Origin of the sequence: Kitasatospora sp. NPDC094019 (assembly GCF_044764505.1) — a bacterium.
GTDB lineage: Bacteria > Actinomycetota > Actinomycetes > Streptomycetales > Streptomycetaceae > Kitasatospora.
This window is the reverse complement of record NZ_JBIWIF010000004.1, coordinates 346,944-370,322: the sequence shown is the minus strand read 5'-3', so window position 1 is coordinate 370,322 and position 23,379 is coordinate 346,944. Positions and strand designations below refer to the sequence as shown.

20 protein-coding genes are annotated in these 23,379 nt (G+C 74.0%); 10 read left to right on the top strand and 10 right to left on the bottom strand.

Annotated features, from left to right (window positions below):
• Positions 1-2: 2 nt before the first annotated feature.
• Together ACIQ9P_RS11755 and ACIQ9P_RS11750 are read right to left on the bottom strand one after the other, a co-directional pair.
• Entirely contained in the window at positions 3-1,223 is a 1,221-nt protein-coding gene (locus ACIQ9P_RS11755; protein ID WP_402353536.1) for an ATP-grasp domain-containing protein, read from the bottom strand.
• A 55-nt stretch (positions 1,224-1,278) separates the two neighbouring features.
• Positions 1,279-2,097, bottom strand: coding sequence for a B3/4 domain-containing protein (locus tag ACIQ9P_RS11750; RefSeq protein WP_402353533.1), 819 nt, complete (start codon positions 2,095-2,097; stop codon positions 1,279-1,281).
• 270 nt (positions 2,098-2,367) lie between these two features.
• Between ACIQ9P_RS11750 and ACIQ9P_RS11745 the strand changes: the two genes are divergently transcribed.
• Positions 2,368-3,870 (top strand): PLP-dependent aminotransferase family protein, encoded by a 1,503-nt coding sequence (locus ACIQ9P_RS11745; RefSeq protein WP_402353530.1) that lies wholly within the window; start codon positions 2,368-2,370, stop codon positions 3,868-3,870.
• A 77-nt stretch (positions 3,871-3,947) separates the two neighbouring features.
• Here ACIQ9P_RS11745 and ACIQ9P_RS11740 read toward each other — a convergent pair whose 3' ends face one another.
• Entirely contained in the window at positions 3,948-6,155 is a 2,208-nt protein-coding gene (locus ACIQ9P_RS11740) for an MMPL family transporter (RefSeq protein WP_402353527.1), read from the bottom strand.
• A gap of 261 nt (positions 6,156-6,416) precedes the next feature.
• Between ACIQ9P_RS11740 and ACIQ9P_RS11735 the strand changes: the two genes are divergently transcribed.
• Positions 6,417-7,685, top strand: a complete 1,269-nt coding sequence (locus ACIQ9P_RS11735) for a sensor histidine kinase (protein WP_402353524.1) — start codon at positions 6,417-6,419, stop codon at positions 7,683-7,685.
• Positions 7,682-8,395: a response regulator gene (locus ACIQ9P_RS11730; RefSeq protein ID WP_402353521.1), complete on the top strand. Its 714-nt coding sequence runs from the start codon at positions 7,682-7,684 to the stop codon at positions 8,393-8,395. The genes ACIQ9P_RS11735 and ACIQ9P_RS11730 overlap by 4 nt, the downstream gene beginning before the upstream one ends.
• A gap of 3 nt (positions 8,396-8,398) precedes the next feature.
• Here ACIQ9P_RS11730 and ACIQ9P_RS11725 read toward each other — a convergent pair whose 3' ends face one another.
• A complete protein-coding gene (locus ACIQ9P_RS11725) occupies positions 8,399-9,997 on the bottom strand; it encodes a histidine decarboxylase (RefSeq protein WP_402353518.1) in 1,599 nt (532 codons plus the stop codon).
• A gap of 159 nt (positions 9,998-10,156) precedes the next feature.
• Here ACIQ9P_RS11725 and ACIQ9P_RS11720 point away from each other — a divergent pair, with 159 nt between their 5' ends.
• Entirely contained in the window at positions 10,157-10,645 is a 489-nt protein-coding gene (locus ACIQ9P_RS11720; RefSeq protein WP_402353516.1) for an Lrp/AsnC family transcriptional regulator, read from the top strand.
• 48 nt (positions 10,646-10,693) lie between these two features.
• On the opposite strand, the gene ACIQ9P_RS11715 is transcribed toward ACIQ9P_RS11720, so the two are convergent.
• Positions 10,694-11,557 carry an isocitrate lyase/phosphoenolpyruvate mutase family protein gene (locus ACIQ9P_RS11715; protein WP_402353513.1) on the bottom strand — a complete coding sequence of 288 codons (864 nt, stop codon included), beginning with the start codon at positions 11,555-11,557 and terminating at the stop codon, positions 10,694-10,696.
• Between the two features lie 65 nt (positions 11,558-11,622).
• Here ACIQ9P_RS11715 and ACIQ9P_RS11710 point away from each other — a divergent pair, with 65 nt between their 5' ends.
• Positions 11,623-12,369: an ArsR/SmtB family transcription factor gene (locus ACIQ9P_RS11710; RefSeq protein WP_402353510.1), complete on the top strand. Its 747-nt coding sequence runs from the start codon at positions 11,623-11,625 to the stop codon at positions 12,367-12,369.
• Between the two features lie 74 nt (positions 12,370-12,443).
• Here ACIQ9P_RS11710 and ACIQ9P_RS11705 read toward each other — a convergent pair whose 3' ends face one another.
• From ACIQ9P_RS11705 to ACIQ9P_RS11695, 3 genes are all read right to left on the bottom strand, one after another.
• Positions 12,444-12,965: a DinB family protein gene (locus ACIQ9P_RS11705; RefSeq protein WP_402353507.1), complete on the bottom strand. Its 522-nt coding sequence runs from the start codon at positions 12,963-12,965 to the stop codon at positions 12,444-12,446.
• A complete protein-coding gene (locus ACIQ9P_RS11700; protein WP_402353504.1) occupies positions 12,962-13,765 on the bottom strand; it encodes a VOC family protein in 804 nt (267 codons plus the stop codon). Before ACIQ9P_RS11700 ends, ACIQ9P_RS11705 begins: the two co-directional genes overlap by 4 nt.
• A 143-nt stretch (positions 13,766-13,908) precedes the next feature.
• Positions 13,909-16,389 (bottom strand): germacradienol/geosmin synthase, encoded by a 2,481-nt coding sequence (locus tag ACIQ9P_RS11695; RefSeq protein WP_402353501.1) that lies wholly within the window; start codon positions 16,387-16,389, stop codon positions 13,909-13,911.
• Between the two features lie 288 nt (positions 16,390-16,677).
• Here ACIQ9P_RS11695 and ACIQ9P_RS11690 point away from each other — a divergent pair, with 288 nt between their 5' ends.
• Entirely contained in the window at positions 16,678-17,244 is a 567-nt protein-coding gene (locus tag ACIQ9P_RS11690; protein WP_402353498.1) for a class IV adenylate cyclase, read from the top strand.
• A 146-nt stretch (positions 17,245-17,390) separates the two neighbouring features.
• Positions 17,391-18,011, top strand: coding sequence for an HhH-GPD-type base excision DNA repair protein (locus ACIQ9P_RS11685; RefSeq protein ID WP_402353496.1), 621 nt, complete (start codon positions 17,391-17,393; stop codon positions 18,009-18,011).
• Positions 18,012-18,059: 48 nt separating this feature from the next.
• Here the strand turns inward: ACIQ9P_RS11685 and ACIQ9P_RS11680 are convergent, their stop codons facing one another.
• Positions 18,060-19,478, bottom strand: a complete 1,419-nt coding sequence (locus ACIQ9P_RS11680) for an MFS transporter (RefSeq protein ID WP_402353917.1) — start codon at positions 19,476-19,478, stop codon at positions 18,060-18,062.
• A 180-nt stretch (positions 19,479-19,658) separates the two neighbouring features.
• On the opposite strand from ACIQ9P_RS11680, the gene ACIQ9P_RS11675 reads away from it, so the two are divergent.
• Positions 19,659-20,648 (top strand): helix-turn-helix transcriptional regulator, encoded by a 990-nt coding sequence (locus ACIQ9P_RS11675; protein ID WP_402353493.1) that lies wholly within the window; start codon positions 19,659-19,661, stop codon positions 20,646-20,648.
• Positions 20,649-20,769: 121 nt separating this feature from the next.
• Here the strand turns inward: ACIQ9P_RS11675 and ACIQ9P_RS11670 are convergent, their stop codons facing one another.
• Positions 20,770-21,288 carry a YbhB/YbcL family Raf kinase inhibitor-like protein gene (locus tag ACIQ9P_RS11670; protein WP_402353490.1) on the bottom strand — a complete coding sequence of 173 codons (519 nt, stop codon included), beginning with the start codon at positions 21,286-21,288 and terminating at the stop codon, positions 20,770-20,772.
• Positions 21,289-21,406: 118 nt separating this feature from the next.
• Here ACIQ9P_RS11670 and ACIQ9P_RS11665 point away from each other — a divergent pair, with 118 nt between their 5' ends.
• Positions 21,407-22,078: a rhomboid family intramembrane serine protease gene (locus ACIQ9P_RS11665; RefSeq protein WP_402353487.1), complete on the top strand. Its 672-nt coding sequence runs from the start codon at positions 21,407-21,409 to the stop codon at positions 22,076-22,078.
• 112 nt (positions 22,079-22,190) lie between these two features.
• Positions 22,191-23,354: a hypothetical protein gene (locus tag ACIQ9P_RS11660; protein WP_402353484.1), complete on the top strand. Its 1,164-nt coding sequence runs from the start codon at positions 22,191-22,193 to the stop codon at positions 23,352-23,354.
• Positions 23,355-23,379: the final 25 nt, after the last annotated feature.

The window sequence follows — 23,379 nt, the reverse complement described above, 5'->3', positions numbered from 1 at the left end:
GGTCAGACCGCCGACTCGGTCTCGACCAGGAAGGCGTCGCGGACGGTGCCGAACCGCGCCAGCACGTCGTCGTAGTCGCTGCCCTCGCAGACGTACCAGCCGAGCACGTCGTTGGAGGCGACCGGCGGGGCCAGCACGTCGCCGACGCCCTTCCAGACGTCCGCGTCCAGGACGCCGTCGAGCGCGTTGAGGTCCCCGGGCGAGCTGATCCCGGTGATCCGGCCGTACTTGCCCGAGGACAGGTACTCGGTGCCGATCTCCGGGCCGAGCCGGGCCTCGGTGCGGTGCCCCGGGTCGAGGTCGAGCCGGGCCCACTCGCCGGCCAGGTTGATGCCGCGCCCGGCCTGGATCGCGGGGACGATCGAGCCGCCGCCGGCCCGGGCACCCGCCTCGCCGAACACGACCTCGCCGTCGTCGAGCAGGAAGAACTCGACGTGCGCGACGCCGGTGTGCATCCCGAAGCCGCGCAGCAGCGTGGCGTTGAGCTCCAGGATCCGCTGCTCGCGCTTGCTGAGGTCGTGCTTGCGGGAGATGGTGCCACCGGGCTCGTCCCGGTACTCCAGCACCGAGTAGGTGTAGCGCGACAGCTGTTCGAAGACGACCTCGCCGTCCTGGAGCAGCGAGTCCACGTGGAACTCGGTGCCGCGGACGAACTCCTCGACCCGGTACTCGTGCCGGTCGTCGCCCATCTCCGCCCACACCTCGGCCAGGCGCTCCGGGCCGTCGACCCGGTAGGTGTTGCCGCAGGCCCAGCCCGCGTAGGGCTTGATCACCAGCGGGTAGCCGGTCCGGCCGGCGAACTCCTCGACCGCGCCCAGGGTGTCGGGACGGCAGGAGCGGGCCACCCGGACGCCCAGTTCCTCGGCGCGGCGGTGCATCACGTTCTTGTCGCGGAAGTTGAGCGCCTGGTCGGGCGTCAGTCCCGGGATGCCGTGGTCCCGGCGGGACCGGGCGGCGGGCAGGACGTCGCCCTCGAACAGCGGGAAGATCCGGACCAGGCGGTACTCGGCGGCGATCGCGTCCACCGCGGCCCGGAAGGCCGGGGTGGAGTCGAGTTCGGCCTCACGCACCGTCAGCCCCTCGACCTCGGGCGGCACCTCACCGGTGGGCACGAGGACGACGGGGTGGTGGCCGAGCTCGGTCGCGGCCTGGACCACGCTGCGGAACTGGGCGAGGTAGCGGCCGGCGGCGGGGCGGTAGACGATCAGGATCGCGGGGTTCATCGGGTTCTCCTGGAGGTAGCGGTCGGTCCGGCACCGGGGCCGGTTCCCACGACGATCAACCCGCGACGACGGACGACTCGGCGGCCGACTGCTCCGGCAGGTCCTGCTCCGGCACGTCCTGCCCCGCGACGTCCTGGTCCGGCGCGAACAGCTCGGCCCCGCGCTCGGCGGCGTCGAGCACGACCGGCCGCCGACGCACCGCGCCGAGCGCGTCGAGCGCGGCCGCGAGGCGGTCGAGCGCCCGCTCCACGTCCGCGCGTCCGCCCTCGTGCACCGCCTCGACGGTGAGCAGCAGCCGGCGTCGGCCGACGTCGGTCCTGATCACCTCGCTCTGCCGCCAGTTCCACCGCCGCGAGTGCGCGCGGTCCTGGGCGTCCGCGTAGACGACCTCGCCCGGTTCCGGCTGCTCCGGGGCCTCCGGCGCGCCCAGCGGCAGGTAGGTCTCGCCGCCGTGGGCCAGCCGGACGGCCAGCTCCCCGGTGATGTCGCCGACGTCGCAGGAGGCGACCGGCAGCCGGCTGTCGAGCGAGACGGCGTTGCAGAGGTTGACCAGGGCGTTGATCCGCGGCAGCCGGTCGCCCTTGGCCACCCGTCGCAGCACCGATTCCGCCGCGCAGGGGAAGCGGTTGGGGTTGACGTCGACGCTGCGGTACGCGTCCCGCCAGGCGGCGATCGGGGGCAGGGCGGAGACCTCCGCCTTGCCCAGGGAGAGCCCGTGGACGGCGTCCTCGGCGGCGGTGAGGAGGTCGTCGACCTCCGGTGCGGCCGCCGCGACGTCGACCACCGGGACGGCGATCAGTCCGAGGACGTAGCCGGGCACCCGCGCCAGAAGACTTTCGTCGACGATGACCTTCAGGGCGCTGGTCCGGTCCATGAGGTGAGTCCTTCGCGTCCGAGCTGGGTTGATGACCTGACCGACGATAGGGAGCCCGGCCGCGTCCACTGCGGCCAATTCCCGGACATCTGTTGGTGCCACTTCCGTCCACTCGGCCACTCGGCGGAACCCGGTCGACGGCCCTGCCGCCCGCGCGGCATGCCCCGGGCCCCTCGCGCGTTCCCGCGCGGCGAATGCCTGTGCGGAAGGAGTCCATCAAATGTGACAATGCTCGGTCCATACCACTTCGCCCTCTGCACAGGAGGCCACTTGGCCTGGCATCTGGCCCTCGACGTCGATCGCGGCTCACGCGTCCCGCTGGCCCTCCAGGTGCGCGACTCGGTCCGTCGCCTGGTCGAGGACGGGACCCTGCGCGCCGGAACGCGATTACCCTCCAGCCGTCAGCTCGCCACCGACCTGGGCGTCTCGCGCAGCGTGGTGGTGGAGGCGTACGAACAACTCACCGCCGAGGGCTACCTCGTGACCCGGCGCGGTTCGGGCACCTCGGTCGCCGAGGGCGGCGGCCTGGCCCCGGTGTCCTCCGCGCTCACCGCCGCGGCCGCCACCTCCGCCTCCGCCCCGGTGGACGGCGACGGCAGCGAGGCCGCCTGGGACCTGCGGACCGGCACCTCCAACCTGCTCGCCTTCCCGCGCCAGGAGTGGATCCGCAGCGTCACCGTCGCGCTGGCCGGCGCGGGTCACCGCGAGCTCAGCTACTCCCCGCCCGCCGGGGTCCCGTTGACCCGTCACGTCCTGGCGGGCTACCTCGGCCGGGTCCGCGGGGTGCGCACCCGCTCCGAGGACCTCATGATCACCTCGGGCTTCGCCCAGGGCCTCGCCCTGCTCTGCCGCGTCCTCGGCGACCGGGGCCACCGGACCCTGGCCGTGGAGGACCCGGGGCACCCCGGCGAGCGGGAGTTCATCGCCAGCGCCCGGGTCCGGCCGGTCGGCATCCCGGTCGACGCCGAGGGCATCCGCGTCGACCTGCTCGAACGGTCCGGCGCCCGCGCGGTCCTGACCACCCCCGGCCACCAGTTCCCCACCGGCGCCTGTCTGAGCCGGGCCCGCCGGGAGCAACTGATCGCCTGGGCCCGGGCGGTCGACGGCTATGTCATCGAGGACGACTACGACAACGCCTTCCGGAGCGGCTCCGGCCAGCCGTCGGCCCTGCAGAGCCTGGCGCCGGACCGGGTCGTCTACGCGGGCAGCGCCAGCAAGGTCCTCGCCCCCGCGCTGCGGCTGGGCTGGCTCGCCGCGCCGTCCGAGCTGATGGCCTCGCTGGAGCACGTGCGCGCGGGCTGGGACATCGGCTGTTCGGGCCTGGAGCAGCTCGCGTTCGCCCGCTTCATCGACACCGGCGGGCTCGACCGCCACCAGCGCCGTCTGCGCGCGGAGTTCGCCGGCCGGCGGGAGGTCGTCCGGCGGGAGGTCGCCCGCCACCTGCCCGGCACCCGGGTGCTCGGCGGGGACGGTGGGCTGCAGGCGTACCTCGAACTCCCGCCCGCCATGGACGAGGACGCCCTGATCCGCGCGGCCCGCGGCCGCTCCGTGCTGATCCGCGGCGGGCGCTTCCACACCCTCAGCGACACCGGTCGGCCGCCGGCCCTGGTCCTCAGTTACGCGACGGTCGGCTGCGAGGGGCTGGCCCGCGGGATCGCCGAACTCGGCGTCGCCTACCGGCGCCTGCTGCCGAGCGCGACGGCGGAGGTGGCGACGGCGGAGGTGGCGGCCGCGGCGGAGGCAACGGTGACGGAGGCCGGACACCTCCCGTAACGACCGGTGCCCGGCCTGCGGGGGCAGGCCGGGCACCGGGGCTACGAGGGGTGTTCGGACGGCGGGCGTTCAGCCGCTCAGACGTTCGTCCACTCGGGGGCGGGCTCCCGGTCCGGCGCCACCGCCTCCGCCCGGTCCGACGCGTGGCGCGGGGTGGGCCGCAGCGGCCACCAGAGTCCCCGGCCCAGCAGCACGGCCAGCGCCGGGACCAGCACCAGCGAGAGCACGAGCGCCGAGAGCAGGATGCCGAGCGTCATCGCGAAGGCGACCTGCTCACTGCCCGGGGTGGTGGCGAGGGTGGCGAAGGAGCCGGCCAGGACCAGGCCCGCCGTGGCGATGGCGGGCGTGGTGTGACGGACGGCCCGGGCCACGGCGCCGCGGACCGGACCGGGCCGCTGCATCTCCTCCCGGATCCGGTCGGTGATGAGGATGTTGTAGTCCGTGCCCAGCGCCACCACGAACAGGAACAGCACCAGCGGCAGGGTGAAGTTGACGCCGGGCTTGCCCAGCCCGTGCTGGAACAGCAGGGTCGCGGCGCCGAGGGTGGCGGCGAAGCCGAGGCCGACCGCGAGCATCAGCACCAGCGGGGCCAGCAGGCTGCGCAGGAGCAGCAGCAGGATCAGGGCGATCAGGGCGGCCGCGACCGGGAAGACCACGGCCAGGTCGTGGTCGACGGCGACCGAGATGTCCGCGAAGATCGCCGCCGTGCCGCCGACATGGGCGCTCGTACCGGCCGGGGTGTTCGCGGCGACGGCGTCGCGGACCGGGCCGGAGACCAGCTCGCGAGCCTTCGCGCTCTGCGGGTCGGCGGTCAGGTAGAGGTCGATCCGGGCGGCGCGGCCGTCCGGGCTCAGCACCGTGCCGCCGACCTGGCCTACCCCCTCGACCCCGCCGAGGGCGCGGGAGAGGCCGGCCAGCTTGCCCGGGTCCACGGCACCGTTGCCGGCGGCGGTGACGTAGACGCCGGTCGGGTCGGACACGCCGGCCGGCAGCGCCCGGGAGATCTCGGCGGCGGTGGCCGCCGCCGCGGTCTTCGAGCCGCCGCCCTGGCCGTAGTCCATCCGGATCCCGACCGTCCCGGCGGTCAGGGCGCCGAGCAGGGCGAGGGAGGCGAACAGCATCGCGGCGGGCCGACGGGCGACGAGCGCGCCGAAGCGGGCGGCGACACCCTCCCGCGGCTGCTGCCGCAGGCTGCGGGAGGGCCAGAACATCTTGCGGCCGCAGGCGGCGAGCATGGCCGGCATCAGGGTGAGGCTGCCCAGCAGCATCACCAGGACGGCGACCGCGATGGCCGGGCCGAGCGAGCGGAACTGGCCGAAGCTGGCGACGCTCAGGGTCGCGAAGGCGGCCACGATCGTCAGCGCGGCGGAGGTGATCGCCGTACCGACCCGGCCGGCCACCTCGGCCGCCGCCTCCCGGGCGGGCTGGTCGGGCCGGGCCCGCAGGTGCTCGCGGAACCGGAAGAGCAGGAACAGCAGGTAGTCGATCCCGATGCCCAGCAGCACCACGGCGATCAGGCCCGGGGTGGAGGCGTCCAGCTTGAGCCCGGTCAGCGACGCGGCGCCGGCCACGGCACCGGTGGCCGCGCCGCTGATGAAGGCGACGGCGAGCAGCGGCAGCACGGCGGCCAGCACGCTGCGGAACACCAGCACGTTGAGCAGCACGATCAGGCCCATCACCAGGGCGCCGCCGATCGTGGTGGCGGTCTTGTTGTCCTCCGCCGAGTCGGAGACCTCCGCCAGGCCGCCGGTGAAGCCGGTACGCATCCCGGCCTCGGCGAACTGCGCGCGGGTGGCGTCCCGGAACGCCTGGTAGACCTTCTGGACCCCGCCGTCCGCGGCGTTGCCGGTCAGTTCGGCGGACAGCAGCTCGAAGGTCCGGTCGGGGGCGACCATCGCCGGGGCGACCTTGGGGGTCTGCGAGCGGTCGGGCACCAGGAAGGCCGGCTCGTCCTTCTCCCGGGGCATCTCCACCCGGCGCTGGGCGAGCTTCTCCGCCTCGGCCCCGATCCGCTTCTCGTCGGCGGGGGTGAGGGCCTTGCCGTCGGTCCGGGCGACCAGCACCGTCACCGTGGTGGCGTCCGGGTCGATGCCGAAGTTCTTCTCGGCGATCCGCAGGGCCGCCGCCGAGTCGTAGCTCGCGGGCAGGAAGTCGCCGCTCTGCGACTGGGTGACGCGGGAGATCAGCATCGGGCTCAGCAGTGTCAGCCCGATGCCCGCCACCGCCCAGAGGACGATGACCTTCCACGCGTTCCTGGTCGAGAAACGGGTCAGTGCGCGGATCACGCTGCCCTCCGGTGGCTGGACGCGAACGTCGGCTTCGAAACCGGGGGTTCCCGGCCTGTTCCCAGAACACCAGCCCGGAAGGCGCCGGGCGTCGGGGCGACGGACGATCCGCGCCGGGGGTCCTGCTCCCCCGGCCCGCCCGGGCCCGGGACCGTGGTCCTGGGCCCGGCCCCCTGCTCTCGGCCCCGGGGACCACGACCGGTCCGGCATGCCGGTGCCAGAATGGGGGGCGTCATCGCTGATCAGCCCGGGAGGACCGAGATGGACGGGCGTCAGCGCCCCGGAGCGGCCACGGACAACCCCGACGGCCGGCCCGGTCCCGGGGACCCGTCCGGCTCCCCGCTGCTGGCCCGCTTCACGGACGGCACTCCGTGGAGCCATACCGACGCGATGGTCGCCGTCGGCGCCGGCCTGCTCGACCTGATGGCCTACCTGCTCTTCAGCCAGGTCAACAGCTCCACCAGCATCAGCGTGCCGGGCTTCCTCGTCCTCCTGCTGTCGGGCCTGCCGCTGCTCGCCCGCCGTCAGTACCCCGCCCAGGCGCTCGCCGCCGTCCTGGTCCTGGAGACCCTGGCCAACGTGCTGGCGCCGATGGGCTCCCGCTTCGGCGCCGTCATCACGGTGGCCGTGTACACCGTCGCCCGGCACTGCAGCGGCCGCGTCACGGCCGTCGCGGGCGTGGTGACGGCGGTGTCGACGATGCTGAGCCAGGGTGGCTTCGGCGTCCCTTCCGGGGAGCAGTTCATCGCCGCCACCGCCTCCACCGCGCTGGTGTCCGCCGGCGGCCTCGCGATCTCACGCTGGCAGCGCGAGGTCACGGCCAACCGCCAACTGCTGGCCGACCGGGCCGTGGCCGAGGAACGCCGCCGCATCGCCCGCGAGTTGCACGACATCGTGGCCCACCACATCACCACCATGCAGCTGATGGCGGGCGGCGCCCGGGCCAACCTGAACAACCAGGAGGTGGTCCGGGACGCCCTGGTCACCCTGGAGTCCTCCGGCCGGCTGGCCCTGCGCGAGATGCGCCAGCTGCTGAACGTCCTGCGGGCCGGCGACGAACCGGACGCCGCCCCGCCCTCGCCCCAGCCCGGGGCGGAGGACCTCGGCCGGCTGGTCGAGGAGTCCTGCCGGGCCGGACTGCCCACCGGACTCAGCGTCCGCGGCGCCCAGCAGCCGCTGCCGCCGACCGTCGGCCTGACCGTGTTCCGGATCGTCCAGGAGGGCCTCACCAACGCCCGCAAGTACGCCGGACCGGCCCGCGCGACCGTCCGGCTCGACTACCGCCCGGACGGGATCACCGTCGAGGTCCTGGACGACGGGGCGGGCTTCGCGTCGTCGGACACCGGCCCGGCCGTCGGGGAGCGCGGCGGGTACGGCCTGGTCGGCATGCGCGAACGGGTCGCCCTGCACGGCGGCACGCTGAGGACCGGTCCACGGCCCGAGGGCGGCTTCGCCGTTCTCGCCGAACTGCCGCTGGCCCCGGACGAGACCGCCGAGGCGGCCGTCCAGCACGGAAAGGTGCCCCGATGACCACCACGACGCCCCCGATCCGGGTTCTCCTCGTGGACGACCAGCCGCTGGTCCGGCGCGGTCTGTCACTGATCCTCTCGCCCGACCCGTCCGTCGAGGTGGTGGGCGAGGCCGAGGACGGCGAACAGGCCGTCGCCCTCGCCCACCGGCTGCTCCCCGACGTCGTGGTGATGGACATCCGGATGCCGGTCCTGGACGGCGTCGGCGCCACCGAGGAGCTCGCCCGTACCCTGCCCGGCTGCAAGGTCCTGGCGCTCAGCACCTTCGACATGGACGAGTACGTGGTGGCCGCGCTGCGGGCCGGCGCCCACGGCTTCCTCCCCAAGGACGTCTCGCCGGAGGACCTCGGCGCGGCGATCCGCACCGTGCACGCCGGCGAGGCGGTGGTCGCGCCGCGCCTGCTCTCCCGGCTGATCTCCACCTACGTCCGGGCGCCCGTCGACACCCCGCCGCCGCCCGTCGACACCGCCGTGACCGGCGAACTCACACCGCGCGAGGTGGAGGTCTGGCGACTGATGGCCACCGGCCTCGACAACGCCGGCATCGCCCGGTCCATGGACATCAGCAACTCCACCGTGAAGAACCACATCACCAGCATCTTCGGCAAGCTGGACGTCCGCGACCGCGCCCAGGCGGTCATCGCCGCCTACGAGTCCGGCCTGATCACCGCCCGCACGGGGGGCGCCGACCAGGCCGGGGAGCAGGTGTAGGGCCTAGGCCCGGCCGTCGGTGCCGAGGATCACCGGGTCCCGGGCGAGGTCGGCGAGGAGGGCGTCCAGCTTGGCGCGGTCGACCGAGGGCATCAGGAAGACGTGCACGTAGCCGCGCAGGCCGGCCGGGTCGCCGGGGGTGGTCGAGACGTTCTCGGAGGAGAGCGACCACTTGGCCACCAGCGCGGCGCCGGGCTTGCGGAAGCGCACGGTGATCGCGCCCGGGGTGCGGGCGGGCCAGAGTTCGGCGCCCGTCTCGTCCTCCAGTTCGCGGAGCCGGCGTTCCAGGTACGCGGCCAGCTCCTGGGAGCGGCGGATCCGGTCGACCTGGTCGCGGTAGGAGAGCCGGGACAGGTGGTCCCACAGCACCAGCGGCGAGAAGCCGTTGCGGGATCCGGCGAAGGTGCTGTCCGGGGCACCGATGTACTCGGGCTGGGTCGGCGGTTCGAGCTGGTACTTGGTCTTCGTCATGAAGACGCCGCAGGGCCACGGCACCCCGGCCCACTTGTGCCCGCTCATCGCGATCGACGCGACCGGGTCGACCTGCCCGCCCTCCCGGGTCGGCAGGGTGAGGCCGAAGTCGAACTCCGGCAGATCGGCCTCCGGCGTCCAGCCGAACGCCGGGTCGGCCGCGGCCATCCGCAGGAAGGGTGCGTAGCCGGCGCCGAGCGCGCCGTCCACGTGGATCCAGAAGCCCCGGCGGGCGTCGTCCCCGGCGCGGGGCAGCAGTCCGTGCCGCTCGAAGACCGGCAGCAGCCGCTCGCACGCGCCCCGGACGTCGTCGTGGGCGCCCTTGAAGGTGCTGCCGAGGTTGAAGTTGACGAAGACCGGGTGCCCCTTCGCCGCGAAGAACTCCACCAGGACGGCGAGCGCGTCGATGTCGACCGCCCCGGAGCCGTCCCAGGAGAGGCCGGACGGGCCGGGCGTCGAGGGCACCTCGGCGGGCCAGTCCCCGCCGAGCGGGCACTCACCGGGGTAGTCGGCCGCGCCCACGGCGGCGAAGGTGTCGACGCCGAGCACCCGGACGGCCTTGGCGAAGGAGTAGTGGGTGTCCTCGGAGTAGAAGGCCACCGGACGGGGCGCGCCAGGCCGGGTGAGGTAGTCGCGCGCGTTCCAGAGCGCGTACATGTTGCCCTCGGTCGAGCCCATGGACAGCATGTAGCCCCAGTAGGACTCCGGGTCGGCCGGGTCGTAGGACGGTCCGGCGTGCCAGAGGCGGGCGTAGTAGTCGAGCACCGCGCGTTCGACGACCTTGGTGTTCGGCTTGTAGCCCCCGCTCTGGAACGGGTCGCCGAGGTTGTTGATGTTGCTCAGCATGAAGCGGGCGAGGTCGAGCGCGCTGCCCGCGAGCTCCTGGGTGGCCTGGTAACCGACCAGGTGCCGGCGCTTGCGGGTGAGGTAGCCGTCCATCCGGTCGAGCGCGCGCAGCCGCTCGCCGTCGGTGAGCCCCTCGGCGGGTATCGCGAAGTCCCCGCGTTCCGGCTCCGCGTCGAGGTCGGCGAGGGCGACGGGGGCGGCGGGGGCGGCGTTGTCCGGGCTGTTCGCGGGGGCCGGGACGGAGGCCGGGGCGGGGACCGGAGCAGGGGCGGTCGTGGGGCTCATGGGCGCGGCACTCCGGGTTCACTGGGCGGGGGTCGGCCGGAGCCGCTCGCCCGCCAGGATGGAACTTCTCCCCGCCTCCGCGAAAGTCTTCCGCACAAGATTCGGAATCGACCGGGTCGGCCTTGCCAATCTGCGGCCGGGTCGGCGACTCTGGGCGGCGTGCCGAATTATCCGCAGGCCCACCGGGCGCCCGTCGACGACGTCGACCGCGCGATTCTGCGCGTCCTCGCCGAGAACGCCCGCACGCCGAACAACGCGCTCGCCGAGGCCGTGGGCATCGCCCCCTCGACCTGTCTGGCACGGGTGCGCGTCCTGCGCGAACGCGGCATCATCCGCGCCTTCCGGACCGAGATCGACCCGGCGGCGATCGGGCTGCCGCTGCAGGCGATGATCTCGGTCCGGCTGCGGGCGCACACCCGTGAGCAGAACGAGAGCTTCCGCGGCACCGCGCCCGACCTGCCCGGCGTCCTGGCGGTGTTCCACATGGCGGGGTCCGACGACTACCTGTTGCACGTCGGTGTGGCCGGGCCGGAGGAGCTGCGCGACTTCGTCGTGGACCACCTCACCACCCACCCGGCGGTGGCGCAGACCCGGACCAACCTGATCTTCGAGCAGATACCCGGCCGCCGGTACCTCACCGACGACTGATCCCTCCGACCGCCCCGGAGCCCCGGCACGGGTGCGGCGCCTCCGCTCTCACCGCCCGTCGGCGTGCAGCGCCTGGACGACCGCGTACCCGGGGGTTCCCGCGGTGGCCGCCGGGGCGCTGTCACGGACGGCGAGGGCGGTCGAGACGGCGGCCGCGAGGGCCGTCCGGTAGAGGAGCGATCCGAGGCTGACCCGCGCCACCCCGAGGGCCGCGAGTTCGGCCAGGGTGGGGCCGGCCGGGGAGTGGAGGACGTTCAGCGGGGCGGTGACGGTGCCGCAGATCCGCGCGACGGCGGCCGGGTCGGTCAGCCCGGGGACGAACAGGCCGTCCGCGCCCGCCCGTTCGTAGGCGGCGAGCCGGCGGTCGGTCTCCTCGGCGGGATCCGGCACGGCGAGCCAGTGGGTGTCGGTGCGGGCGTTGACGAACAGCGCCGGCACGGCGGCCTTGATCGCGGCGATCTTGGCGGCGTGCACGGTCACGGGGGTGAGCGTGCCGTCCGGACGGCCGTCCTCCAGGTTGATGCCGACCACTCCGGCCTCGGCCAACTCGACCGCCAACGCGGCGACTTCGGACGGGTCATCGCTGAATCCGCCCTCCACGTCGACGGAGAGCAGGTAGCGCCCGGACCGGCCGAGGCGCCGGGCCAGCCGCAGCGTCTCGTCCCGGGTGGCGGCGGCCCCGTCGGGCAGCCCGGCCGCCGCCGCGACACCGAGGCTGGTGGTACCGATCGCGGCGAAGCCCTGCTCCGCGAGGAGAGCGGCGGAGGCGTGGTCCCAGGCGTTGGGGAGCAGCAACGGCTCACCGGGGCGGCGGTGGAGGGCGGCGAACGGCGTGTCGAGCGGGACGGCGCCCGGCGGACGGTCGTCCCGCCCGGAGGCGCCGGGAGTGACGGCAGCGGTGGTGTCGGCCATGGAGCCCAGGCTAGGGCGGGAACGTTTCGGCCCGCACCGAACCGTCCCGGGGGCACCATGGACGCATGTCCCTCGCCCGACTGGCCGCCCTGCTCGCCGACCCCACCCGAGCCGCGTTCTGCACGGCCCTGCTCGACGGCCGCGCCTGGACCGCCGGCGAACTCGCCCGACACGCGGGCGTGGCACCGTCCACCGCCAGCGAGCACCTCTCCCGGCTGATCGACGGCGGTCTGCTGGCCGAGGAGCGGCAGGGCCGGCACCGCTACGTCCGGCTGGCCGGACCGGAGGTCGCCACCCTGATCGAGGACCTCTCCGCCTTCACGCCCCCGGCCGGGCCGACGGCCGTCACGCCGGGCGGAGCGGCGGCCGGACCGGCGAACACCGGCGCGCCCGGCCCGCGCTCCCTGCGCGAGAGCACCCGGCTGAGCGCCGAGGCCCGCGCCCGGACCTGCTACGACCACCTCGCCGGCCGACTGGGCGTGACGGTCGGCGACGCCGTGCTCGCCCGCGGTCTGGTGACCGAGGAGGACGGCCCGGCCCTGACCGCCCGGGGCCGGGCGTGGCTGGCCGAGCTGGGCGCGGAGCTGCCGCCCCGGGCCGGACGCCCCGGCGCCCGCCCGCTGGTCCGCACCTGCCTGGACTGGACGGAGCGGCGCAACCACCTGGGCGGCACCTTCGGCGCGCTGCTCTGCCGGACGGCGCTGGACCGGGCCTGGGTGGAGCGGATCGGCTCCGGCCGCGCGCTGCGGGTGACGCCGGACGGCGAGCGGGCGCTGCGCGAGCTGCTCGGCGTGGAACTCCTGCCCGCCTGAACCCCTGCCCGCCTGAACCGCGGCCCGCACGGCCCGCCTCGGCCGCCCTCGCCCGGATCGGCCCACCGCCCGGGTCAGCCCATCGTCCGCGCGCCGTCCAGCGACTCCCGGATGATGTCGGCGTGCCCGGCGTGCTGCGCCGTCTCGGCGATGATGTGCAGCAGCACCCGCCGCGCCGACCAGACCGCGCCGGGCTCGAACCACGGCGCGGCGGGCAGCGGATGCGCCTGCTCCAGGTCGGGCAGGCTCAGCACCAGTGTGTCCGTCGCCGCGGCCACCTGCTCGTACCCGGCGAGCAGCCCGACCAGGGTCTCCCCCTCGGCCATCCTGAACTGCGCCTCCCAGTCGGCGGGGTCGGACGCCATCGCGTCCGCGCCGCCGACCATGAACCGCGTCCAGACCGCCTCCGTCCCGGCCACGTGCTTGATCAGCCCGCCCAGGGAGAGCGCGCTGACCGTGGTGCGCCGGGCGGCCTGCTCGTCGGTGAGGTCGCGGACCGTGAAGCGCAGGAATCCCCGGTGCTTGTCGAGGGTCTGCAGCAGGTCCGCCCGCTCCCCGCCGAGCCCGGCGGCCCCCGCCGGAGGCGGCGCGCTCACTCCGCGACCATGACCGGCATGTCGCCGGCCGTACGCCCGAGGTCGATCACGCCGAACGCCGCGCCCTGCGGGTCCCCGACCGCCGCGAAGCGGCCGAACGGGCTGTCCATCGGGCCGAAGTAGAGCTTCCCGCCCCGCTCGGTGACCTTGGCGACGGTGGCGTCGCAGTCGTCCACGGCGAAGTAGACGCTGAGGTAGTTCGGCGCCTCGGGCGGCAGGTCGGTCGGCCCGGCGAGCATCCGGCCGAGCACCGGCTGATCCCGGACGTGGAAGATCTTGTAGTCCGCCTGCTCCGTGTCCATCCGCTTCACGGCGTAGGGAAAGACGGCGGGGAAGAAGCGGTCGGCGGCGGCCGGGTCACGGGTGATGACCTCGGACCAGGTGTACGCGCCCGACGCGCCCTGCTTCTCGAAGCCTTCGTGGGTGCCGCCCTGCCAGACGCCGAAGACGACCCCGGCCGGGTCCTTGGCGATCACCATCGACCCGAACTCGCCGACCGCCATCGGGCCCATCAGGACCTCGCCCCCAGCGGCGCGGATCTTCTCGGCGGTGGTGGCGGCGTCGGGCGAGGCGAGGTAGAGGCACCACGCCGACACCGCCGTCCCGTCCTGGCCGGGCATGGGCGGGACGATCGCCGCGACCGCCTTGCCGTCGGAGTACGCCTGGGTGTAGTTGCCGTACTCGGAGGAGGACTCACCGAAGGTCCAGCCGAGTACGTCGCCGTAGAAGGTCTTCGCGCCCTCCAGGTCGGTGAACATCGCGTCGGCCCAGCAGGGCGTTCCCTCGGGTAGCACGGGCATGGCGAAGCCTCTCGTGTGGCATTTTGTCCCGATTCGCCACCCTAGCCAGTACCCCGCCGGTACGCGCGCGCAGAGCCCGGCGGCCCGCCGGGGACCAGGCCCCCGACGGGCCGCCGCGGACGTCCGATCGGCCCCGCGCCCGGTCAGGACCCGACCGCGACCCGGCCGAGGCCGCCCGTCGGCGAGGCCGCCGAGGTCCCGTGCCCGGTCGGCCGCCCCAGCGGCGCGCCGACCACGCCGCCGGCCGGCGGCACCGGCTCCACCGCCACCTCCGCCGCACCGGCCGCGTCCCGGCCGAAGTGCCGCCGGAGGTCCTCCTCGCCGTACCGGCGGCAGCCCCGGTGCCAGAGCAGGATTCCCGCGATCCAGTTCTCCAGCTCCTCGACGTACCCGGCGAGCACCGCCCGCGCCGGCCCGTCCAGCCCGAAGTCCTCGGCCAGCACCGGGAACTCCTCGGACACCACGTGCCGGAACTGGTCCAGCCGGGAGTGCATGAGGTCGTCGACGATCCGCACCGCCGCCGGGTAGTCGCAGTCGAAGAAGTTCTGCACCACCAGGACGGCGTTGTTCAGCTCGCCGTCGAACTCCACCTCCTTCTGGTACGAGAAGAGGTCGTTCATCAGGGCCGCGTAGTCGGCGGCCGCGTTCTCCAGCGAGCGCATCGGACCGCTGGCGTAGACCTCGTCCGGCACGACCTTGCCGTGCGCCAGCCGGGACAGGCTCATGGTGAGGTCGGAGCCGAAGGTGGCGCGGCGCATCTCCAGGTAGTCGACCGGGTCCGCGATCCGGTTCCGGCCCTGGTTGTCGATCTCCCAGATCCAGGCCAGCAGCATCGTGTCGACGGCGGTGCGGAACGTCGCGCGGTCCGGCGCGGCCATCGGCCCGGTGGTCCGCGCCCAGAGGTCGGCCAGCCCGCGCTCCATGGCGTTGAGCGGCTCCGCGCCCGGCTCGCCGTCGACCGGCATGAGCAGCAGGTACCGCGCCCGCAGGGCCTTGGCGCCGGCCAGGTCGGTGGGCTGGCCGAACGCCTTCGGGAACCAGTCGTCGGCGTAGGTGCCCCACATCAACCACGCGGTGGCGAGGTCGAGTTGGTCCGCGCTGGCATTCGGGTAGATGCCGGCCGCGCAGAGCGCGAGATCGTAGTCGGCCGTGCTCGCCGCGTCCCAGGCGCCCGCGGTCGGGTCCCCCGGCCGGGGCTCCAGCAGGCCCATCCGGTCGGCCCAGGCGATGACGTTGAGCCGCGCGGCCTCCAGATAGGGGCTCGGCTCGACCGTGAACGGCACCCGGAACTCGGGCAGCAGGGAGGGGCCGACCGCCTGGAACGGCACATGCGCGTGCGACCGGGCCCGCCGGATCCCCGGCCCGACGTCCCCGTGCGAGCCGCCGATCAGTCCGGTTCCGGGAGACTCCAGCGAGGCACCCGACCCCCGCAGCGCGTCGAGCAGGGCCGCCACCGGCGACGCCCCGACCGTCGGCGCCCAGTCCCGCGTCACCGGCCCGCTCCGGCTCAACGAGCCCAGCTCATCGGCCAGATCGTCCAGCGCCCCGCCGGACCGCAGGACGTCCAGCGCCGACGTCCCGACCCCGCCGATCGCGAACGGGTCCCACCAGGTCGGCCCGTCGGCCGCCGTGCCGCCGCCGTTCATGTACCGGCTGGACCGCATGTGCCACTCGTGCCCGCCGGCCTGCCAGTCCTGCATCCCCTTGACGTAGGCCAGCACCCTCGCTCGGCCCACCGGGTCGAGCCCGGTGTCGGCGAACAACTGCGGCAGCTCGGTGACCACGGTGTTCTCGAACTGCTGGAGCCGCGAGGTGAGGAGGTCGTTGACGGCGTCCGCGGCCTCCTGCGTGCCGCACTCCAGGAACTTCTCCAACACCAGGACACCGTTGCTGAGTTCGCCCTCCTCCCCGACCTCCCGCTGGTAGGAGAACAGGTCGTTGCGCAGGTGGACGCCGTCCGAGAAGGCGTCCATCAGCACCCGCAGCGGGCGCGACCCCGACACCTCGGCCGGCACCTCGGCACCGGCCGCGTACTCGATCAGCCCGGCGGACCACGGCGCGCCGCCCACCTTGCGGCGCATCTCGATGTACTCGACGGGGTTGGCGACCCGGCCCGCGTTGATGTTGGCGAGCTCCCAGAGCGACTCGTCGAGCAGGTTCCGGGTGCTCTCGGCGAACCGCGCCCGCCAGTCCTCGCCCATCGCCGGCACGGTCCGCCGCCAGAGGTCCGCCAGCCCGGCCTCGACCGGATTGGTGGGCTCGGGCACCGCCGCCGCCGGATCGGTCGGCATGAACAGCGGCAGCCGGTCCAGATACGCCTTGCCGCCCACCCGGTCGTTGGTCCGCTTGAAGACGTCCAGGAAGTGGTCGTCGAAGAAGAACACCCACACGTACCAGTCGGTGACCAGCGACAGCACCTCGGCCGAGGCGTCGGGGTGGGTGTAGGCGCAGAGCAGCCCGTAGTCGTGGGCCTCCAGGTCCGCCCCGGTCCAGATTCCCGACCCCTCCAGCATCCCCATCTCCCGTGCCCACGCCGAGGAATGGGTCCGGGCCTCGTCGAGATGCGGATTGAGCCGCGCCGGGTGCGGCACGTAGAAGGAGGGCAGTTCGAACGGCTGGGACACCGGGCGAGCCTTTCTGGACGCGTCGACAAGGCCGACTCAGCATTACCCGACTCCGACGCTCCCAGGCGCGGAACCGGAACAGTCATATGAGATAGCCCAGTTAGGCCCGCTCCAGTCGAACACCTGACCAATCCTCCCCCTTGAAATGGATCACCCGTACGACTGATCGGCTCCACCCCACCCTTCCCCCCACCAACCCACTACGCTCGGACCGCACCGGCCGAGGGCGCCAGCACCCGGGCCGCACCGGCGAATCCGGCATCCGACCACCGACAGGGGCACACCGCCGTGGAGTACACCGAGGTCGAGCAGAAGTTCCGACTCGTCGGCCCGGCCGCCGGGTTGAAGGAACGGCTGGTCGCGCTCGGAGGGAGGCCGGGGCGGCCGTCCCGGCAGGTCGACACGTACTACAACGCGCCGCACCGGGACTTCCTCGGCCAGGAGGTGGTCTCCGAGTGGCTGCGGGTGCGGGTCGAGGACGGGGCGGCGTCGGTCAACTTCAAGCGGTTCCACCCCATCGCCTCGCCGCTCAAGACGCACTGCGACGAGTACGAGAGCACGGTGGCCGACGCCGAGGCGGTGCGGCGGCTGCTCGCCTCACTGGACTTCACCGAGCTGACGGTCGTGGACAAGACCCGCGAGGAGTGGCACGTCGACGGGGTCGCGGTCGCCTTCGACCGGGTCGCCGGCCTGGGCGAGTTCGTCGAGTTCGAGTTCAAGGGGGAGGCCACCGGCGTCCCCGAGGCGACCGCCCGGCTGGAGGCGTTCATCGCCGGCCTCGGCCCCGGCGCCGACACCGGCCTCGGCGAGCGGATCCGCCTCGGGTACCCCCATCTGACCCTCGGGCTGGAGTGACGGCGCCGCCGGCGCGCGGGAGTCCGCCGACGAACCAACCGCCCGTTCCAAGGAATCAGCTGGTCATGGCGTGTTGACGCGGCCCCCTCGTCGCCCGTCCAGCAGACTGGGCGCGACCCGAGTCCACGCTCCGAGGAGGTCAGCCCATGAACGTCACCGTGCGGCTCGCGCAGCAGCCCGAGGCCGACGAACTGCTCGGGCGGAGCCCGCTCGCCGCGCTCGTCGGGATGCTGCTGGACCAGCAGGTGCCCATGGAATGGGCGTTCACCGGACCGCTCACGATCGCCGGGCGGCTGGGGCACGAGGACCTGGACGCGCACGAGATCGCCACCTACAACCCGGAGGAGTTCGTCGCCCTGCTCTGCGAGAAGCCCGCGGTGCACCGGTACCCGGCGGCGATGGCCAAACGGGTGCAGCAGCTCTGCCAGTTCCTGGTGGCGCAGTACGACGGGGACGCCGCCGCGCTCTGGAAGGACGTGGCGACCGGGCGGGAGCTGCTCAGCCGGCTCAACGCCCTGCCGGGGTTCGGGAAGCAGAAGTCGCAGATCTTCCTCGCGCTGCTCGGCAAGCAGTACGGCGTACGGCCGGAGGGCTGGCGCGAGGCGGCCGGGGCGTACGGCGAGGACGGCGCGTTCCGCTCGGTCGCGGACATCACCGGCCCCGAGTCGCTGGAGCAGGTGCGGGCCACCAAGCAGGAGGTGAAGCGCGCCGCCAAGGAGGAGAAGGCGGCGAAGGAGGCCCAGGCGAGGACCAAGGTCCGCGCCTGAGCCTCCGGTCGGGGCCCCGCCCCGCGGCTGCCACCGAGGGGCCAGCCGCTAGACCAGGGCGAGTTCCCGCTCGGCCTCCCCGACGGCGGCGGGGGCGGCCTGCGCCGACTGCCGCCCGGGCAGCGCGAACATCAGCAGGAACACCACCGCGAGGACCCCGAGCACCCACCACATCGCGTGCTGGAACGCGCCCACGAACGCCGGCCCCGCGGCCGTGCCGGACGGCACCGCGTCGAAGAACGCCACCGACACCAGCCCCAGACCGAGCGCCAGGCCCACCTGGTTCACCGTGTTGATCAGGCCGGAGGCGGAGCCGGCGTGCTCCGGCGGAACGTCCGCCAGCACCGCGTTGGTGATCGGCGCGACGATCAGGCCCATCCCGGCACCCATCACCACCAGCGGCAGCGCCATCTGCCAGGGCGCGATGCCGGTGCCGTACCGGTGTGCCTCCGCGATATAGACGAGCACGCCGACGGCCATCACCAGGGCCCCCGCCTGGAGCACCTTCCGTCCGAACCGGGGCACCAGTTGCTGCACCGACACACCGGCCGCCGTCGACACCGCGAACGAGAACGGGACACCGGTCGCGCCGGCCTTCAGCGGGCTCCAGCCCAGGCCGAGTTGCATGTAGAGGGTCCAGACCAGGAAGAAGATCCCGGACACCACACCGAAGGTCAGCTGGACGCCGATGCCCGCCGCGAAGGACTTCACCCGGAACAGCGACAGTTCCACCAGCGGCGAGCCGTCCCGCCGGGTCTTGAACCGCTCGTAGGCGACGAACAGCGCGAACACCGGAAGGCTCCCGGCCATCATCAGGTGGCCCCGGAGCGGCCAGCCGGCCTCCCGGCCGTGGGTCAGCGGGTAGATCAGCATCAGCAGTCCGGCGCTGGCCAGCAGCACGCCCGGCAGGTCCAGCCGGAGCGCCCGCTCGGCCTTCGACTCGCCGATGTAGATCCGGCCGAGCACCAGGCCGGCGATCCCGACCGGCAGGTTGATCAGGAAGATCGGCCGCCAGCCGAGCCCGAGCAGGTCCCACTCCGTCAGCAGCGCGCCGATCAGCGGCCCGCTCACCGCGCCCAGGCCGACCACCGCGCCGAACAGGCCGAACACCTTGCCGCGCTCCTCCGCCGGGAAGGTCGCGTGGACGATCGACAGCACCTGCGGCACCATCAGCGCCGCCGTCCCGCCCTGGAGGATCCGCATCGCGACCAGGACCTCGGGGCCGCTCGCGAGACCGCAGAGCACGGAGGCGAGCGTGAAGCCGGCCATGCCGACCAGGAAGAGCCGCTTCCGGCCGTGGATGTCGCCCAGCCGGCCACCGGTGATCAGTCCGATCGCGAAGGCCAGCGCGTAGCCACCGGTCACCCACTGCACCGCGGAGAACGACGCCCCGGTGGACTCCTGGATGCTCGGGATCGCGATGTTCACGATCGTGACGTCCACCAGGTCCATGAAGGAGGCGGTCATCACGATCGCCAGCGCGATCCACCTCCGCCGGTCCGACACCGTCACCGGTCCGGCCGCCCCGGCCGAACCCGAATCCTTCTGCACCGCACGCTCCTCGTCGCCGTTCGTCATCAGCACGTGGACCACATTAGGAAGCATGTAGGTCAGATCCTGGCCGCGACTTCCGGCACCCTGGACCCCATGACCGACACCCCGGCACGACTCCTCAGCCTGCTGTCCCTGCTCCAGACCCCGCGCGAGTGGCCCGGCAGCGAGCTCGCCGAACGGCTCCGCGTCAGCCCCCGCACCATCCGCCGCGACATCGACCGGCTCCGCGAGCTCGGCTACCCGGTCGAGGCCGCGATGGGCCCGGTCGGCGGCTACCGGCTGGTCGCGGGCACCGCGATGCCGCCACTGCTGCTGGACGACGAGGAGGCGGTGGCGATCGCGGTCGGCCTGCGCGCCGCCGCCGGACACGCCGTGGTCGGCATCGAGGAGGCATCGGTGCGCGCCCTCGGCAAGCTGCTCCAGGTGCTGCCCTCCCGGCTCCGCCACCGGGTCTCCACCCTCGACCGGGCCACCCTCCCGCTGCTCGGCGGGGACGGCCCGACCGTCGACCCGGAGGACCTCACCGTGATGGCCAACGCCGTCGCCAACCACGAGCGCCTGCGCTTCGGCTACCGGGCCGGCAACGGCGCCGAGACCCGCCGCCAGGTCGAGCCGGAACGCCTGGTGTCGGCCGGCCGCCGCTGGTACCTGGTCGGCTTCGACCTCGACCGGGACGACTGGCGGCTGTTCCGGGTGGACCGGGTCAGCGACCCGTTCGCCACCGGCGCCCGCTTCACCCCGCGCCCGCTCCCGGCCGAGGACGCCGCCGCGTACGTCGCGAGCAAGCTCCGCCGGGAGTCCTCCGCCCACACCCTGGACGCCACCCTGCGCCTCTCCGCCGAGGACGCCCGGCAGCGCCTGGGCGGCTACGGCGACACCGAGGTGGAACCGGTCGACGAGCACACCTGCCGGGTGCGCTCCCGCACCGACTCCCTGGACTGGCTGGCGATGCGCCTGCTGATGGCCGGCTGCGACTTCGAGGTCCACTCGCCGCCCGAGCTGCGCACCCTGCTGCGCACCCTCGCCGACCGCGCCGACCGCGCCGCCGCCCCGGCCGGGACGGGGGACCGCACCGGGGACTGAACCGGGGACTGAACCGGGGACCGGACCGGGCCCGAGCCGAGAGGGCCCGGAAACGAACGTCGCCGCCGCCCGCGGGTCAACGGGCGGCGGCGACGTCGGCGACGTTCCGGGGCGGCGGTCCTCAGACCCCGAACTCGGCGGTGAGCACGGCCCGCGCCAGGGTGTGGAAGGTGATGTGGAAGCCGATCTGGGCCGCCGGGGTGTCGGCCGTGACGTCCAGGGCGTCCACGTCGAGCGCGTGCACGGCGAAGGCGTAGCGGTGCGCGTGCCCGGGCGGCGGAGCGGCGCCGTCGTACTGGTTGCCCGGGAAGTCGTTGCGCCCGTGGAAGGAGCGCTCGCCCGGCAGGTCGCCGTCGGAGGCCCCGGCGCCGCGGGCCAGCCCGGCGGTGTCGGCGGGCAGGCCGAGGGCCAGCCAGTGCCACCAGCCGGAGCCGGTCGGCGCGTCCGGGTCGTAGCAGGTGACGGCGATCGAGCGGGTGCCCTCGGGCAGACCCGACCAGGCCAGCTGCGGCGACCGGTTGCCCCCGGCGTGGATGAACTCCTCGGCCAGCGTGCCGCCTTCGGCGATGTCCTCACTGGTCAGCTCGAAGGACGGCACCTGCGGCAGGAATTCGTACGGCAGCGGCGGACGCACACTCATGGAGGGTCACCTCTCGGCACGGCGGGAAAGGGGGGCCCGGGTCCGGACACGCGGACCGTGGGACAGGATTCACCTTAGTGGGGTGACCAACCCCCCGGCCCGGCCCTACAGTCGGAGCATGGCTCCGCGATTCGCCCGACCGCTCCGTGACTCCCGTACCGCGCTGTTCACGATGCTCGGCGTGCTGGCGGTCATCTGGGCCGTCCAGGTGGCGAACTGGCTGGACGACTACCGGCTCTCGTACGAGTACGGCATGAGTTCGGGCCGGCTCGACGAGCTGCCCGACCTGCTCACCATGCCGTTCCTGCACTTCGGCTGGGAGCACGTCGAGGCCAACTCCTGGCCGCTGTTCGCGTTCGGCTTCCTGGCCGCGTACCGGGGCATGCGGCGCTTCCTGCTCGCGACCGCGCTGATCGTGCTGTCCAGCGGGCTGGCGGTCTGGTGGTTCGAGCGTCCGGACGCCGTCACGGCGGGCGCCAGCGGCGTGGTCTACGGGTACTTCGGCTATGTGGTGCTGCGCGGGATCTTCGACCGCAACCCGCTGGACACGGTGATCGGCGTGGTCGTCGCCGCGCTCTACTCCTACCTCCTGCTGGGCGTGCTGCCGGGCGCCCAGGGGGTCAGCTGGCTGGGCCACCTGGGCGGACTGGTCGGCGGGCTCCTCGGCGCCTGGCTGCTGCGCGACCGCGGGACCCGGCGGGCGCCGGCCGCCCCCGCTCCCGCCGCGGGCGCCGCCCCCAGCGGCCCGGCCTCCGCGCTGCTCAAGGAACTCGACGACCTGGGCATCTGACCCCCGGCCCCGGGCGGGCGCCCCCGGCGCGCCACCGCAGCCAGGTATAGACCATTCCGCACCCCGCCGGTTAGCGTGGGCGAGCACCCGCCCCCTGCTCCGGAGCCGCACCGTGGAGTCGTCCGTCCTCGCCTTCGCCACCGACCTCCTCGACGAGGGCGCCGACACCTTCTTCGGCAACCTCGCCGACCGGGCCGGGGTCGGCGGTGTCACCCTCGCCTCGGTCTACCACGAGGCCCGTGACGTCTTCCCGCACAACCCCCGCCGGGTGATCCGCTACCTGGAGCCGGGCGCGGCGTACTTCCGGCCCGACCCGGCCCGCTGGTCCGGCCGTCGGCTGCGGCCCGCGCCGTCCACCGCGATCGGCGACCGCGACCCCTTCGCCGAGGCTTCCGGGGAGGCCCGCCGGCGCGGTCTGAAGCTGCACGCGTGGACGGTCTTCTGCCACAACGACCGGCTCGGCTTCGAGCACCCGGACTGCGCCCCCGCCAACGCCTTCGGCGACCGGCACCTCACCGAGCTGTGCCCGGCCCACCCGGAGGTCCGCGAGTACGCCCGCACCCTGGTCACCGAACTGGCCCGGTACGGCGTGGACGCGATCCGGGCGGAGTCGCTGCACTTCCACGGCCTGCGCCACGGCTACCACCACGAGCGCTACTTCGAGGAGCTGGGCCCGGCCGCCGAGGCGCTGCTCGGGCTCTGCTTCTGCGCGCACTGCCGGGCCGCCGCCGTCCGCGCGGGCGTCCCCGCCGAGGAGGTGGCCGCGACGGTCCGCGCCGAGCTCCGCCGCCGGCTGGCCGACGAGGCGGCGGCCGCCGAGCCGGCCGCGCTGGACGAGCTGGCGGACGGCGCGGTCGCCGCGTACGTGGACGCCTCGGCCGCGACGGTGACCTCCCTGGCCGCCGAACTGGCCGAGGAGGCGACCCGCCACGGCATGCGGCTGAGCTTCATGGACGGCGGCGGACCGGGCACCGGCTGGCTGTCCGGGATCGACCTGCCGGGCCTGGCGAAGGCCGCCCACCAGATCGAGACGCTCGGCTACGCCCGCACGCCCGAGGCGGTCCGCGAAAAGGTCGCCGCCTTCGCCCTGCACGGGGTGCGCCCGCAGGACATGGCGGTGATCCTGCGGCCGATGGCCTCCGACTGCGACGGAGCGGAGAACCTCGCCGCCAAGATCGCCGTGCTGCGCGGCCTGGGGGTGCCGGAGGTCGAGTTCTACCACTACGGCCTGATGCGGCTGTCCTCGCTGGACCGGATCGGCGCCGCCCTGTCCTGAGGCCCCTCACCGGCCCCCGACCACC

What these genes read in the sequence shown, in the direction of transcription:
- ACIQ9P_RS11725 (WP_402353518.1), bottom strand. Translation starts at nt 9,997, where the DNA reads ATGAGCCCCACGACCGCCCCTGCTCCGGTCCCCGCCCCGGCCTCCGTC.
- ACIQ9P_RS11715 (WP_402353513.1), bottom strand. Translation starts at nt 11,557, where the DNA reads ATGGCCGACACCACCGCTGCCGTCACTCCCGGCGCCTCCGGGCGGGAC.
- ACIQ9P_RS11700 (WP_402353504.1), bottom strand. Translation starts at nt 13,765, where the DNA reads ATGCCCGTGCTACCCGAGGGAACGCCCTGCTGGGCCGACGCGATGTTC.
- ACIQ9P_RS11710 (WP_402353510.1), top strand. Translation starts at nt 11,623, where the DNA reads ATGTCCCTCGCCCGACTGGCCGCCCTGCTCGCCGACCCCACCCGAGCC.
- ACIQ9P_RS11675 (WP_402353493.1), top strand. Translation starts at nt 19,659, where the DNA reads ATGACCGACACCCCGGCACGACTCCTCAGCCTGCTGTCCCTGCTCCAG.
- ACIQ9P_RS11730 (WP_402353521.1), top strand. Translation starts at nt 7,682, where the DNA reads ATGACCACCACGACGCCCCCGATCCGGGTTCTCCTCGTGGACGACCAG.
- ACIQ9P_RS11680 (WP_402353917.1), bottom strand. Translation starts at nt 19,478, where the DNA reads ATGACCGCCTCCTTCATGGACCTGGTGGACGTCACGATCGTGAACATC.
- ACIQ9P_RS11755 (WP_402353536.1), bottom strand. Translation starts at nt 1,223, where the DNA reads ATGAACCCCGCGATCCTGATCGTCTACCGCCCCGCCGCCGGCCGCTAC.
- ACIQ9P_RS11665 (WP_402353487.1), top strand. Translation starts at nt 21,407, where the DNA reads ATGGCTCCGCGATTCGCCCGACCGCTCCGTGACTCCCGTACCGCGCTG.
- ACIQ9P_RS11735 (WP_402353524.1), top strand. Translation starts at nt 6,417, where the DNA reads ATGGACGGGCGTCAGCGCCCCGGAGCGGCCACGGACAACCCCGACGGC.
- ACIQ9P_RS11685 (WP_402353496.1), top strand. Translation starts at nt 17,391, where the DNA reads ATGAACGTCACCGTGCGGCTCGCGCAGCAGCCCGAGGCCGACGAACTG.
- ACIQ9P_RS11750 (WP_402353533.1), bottom strand. Translation starts at nt 2,097, where the DNA reads ATGGACCGGACCAGCGCCCTGAAGGTCATCGTCGACGAAAGTCTTCTG.
- ACIQ9P_RS11670 (WP_402353490.1), bottom strand. Translation starts at nt 21,288, where the DNA reads ATGAGTGTGCGTCCGCCGCTGCCGTACGAATTCCTGCCGCAGGTGCCG.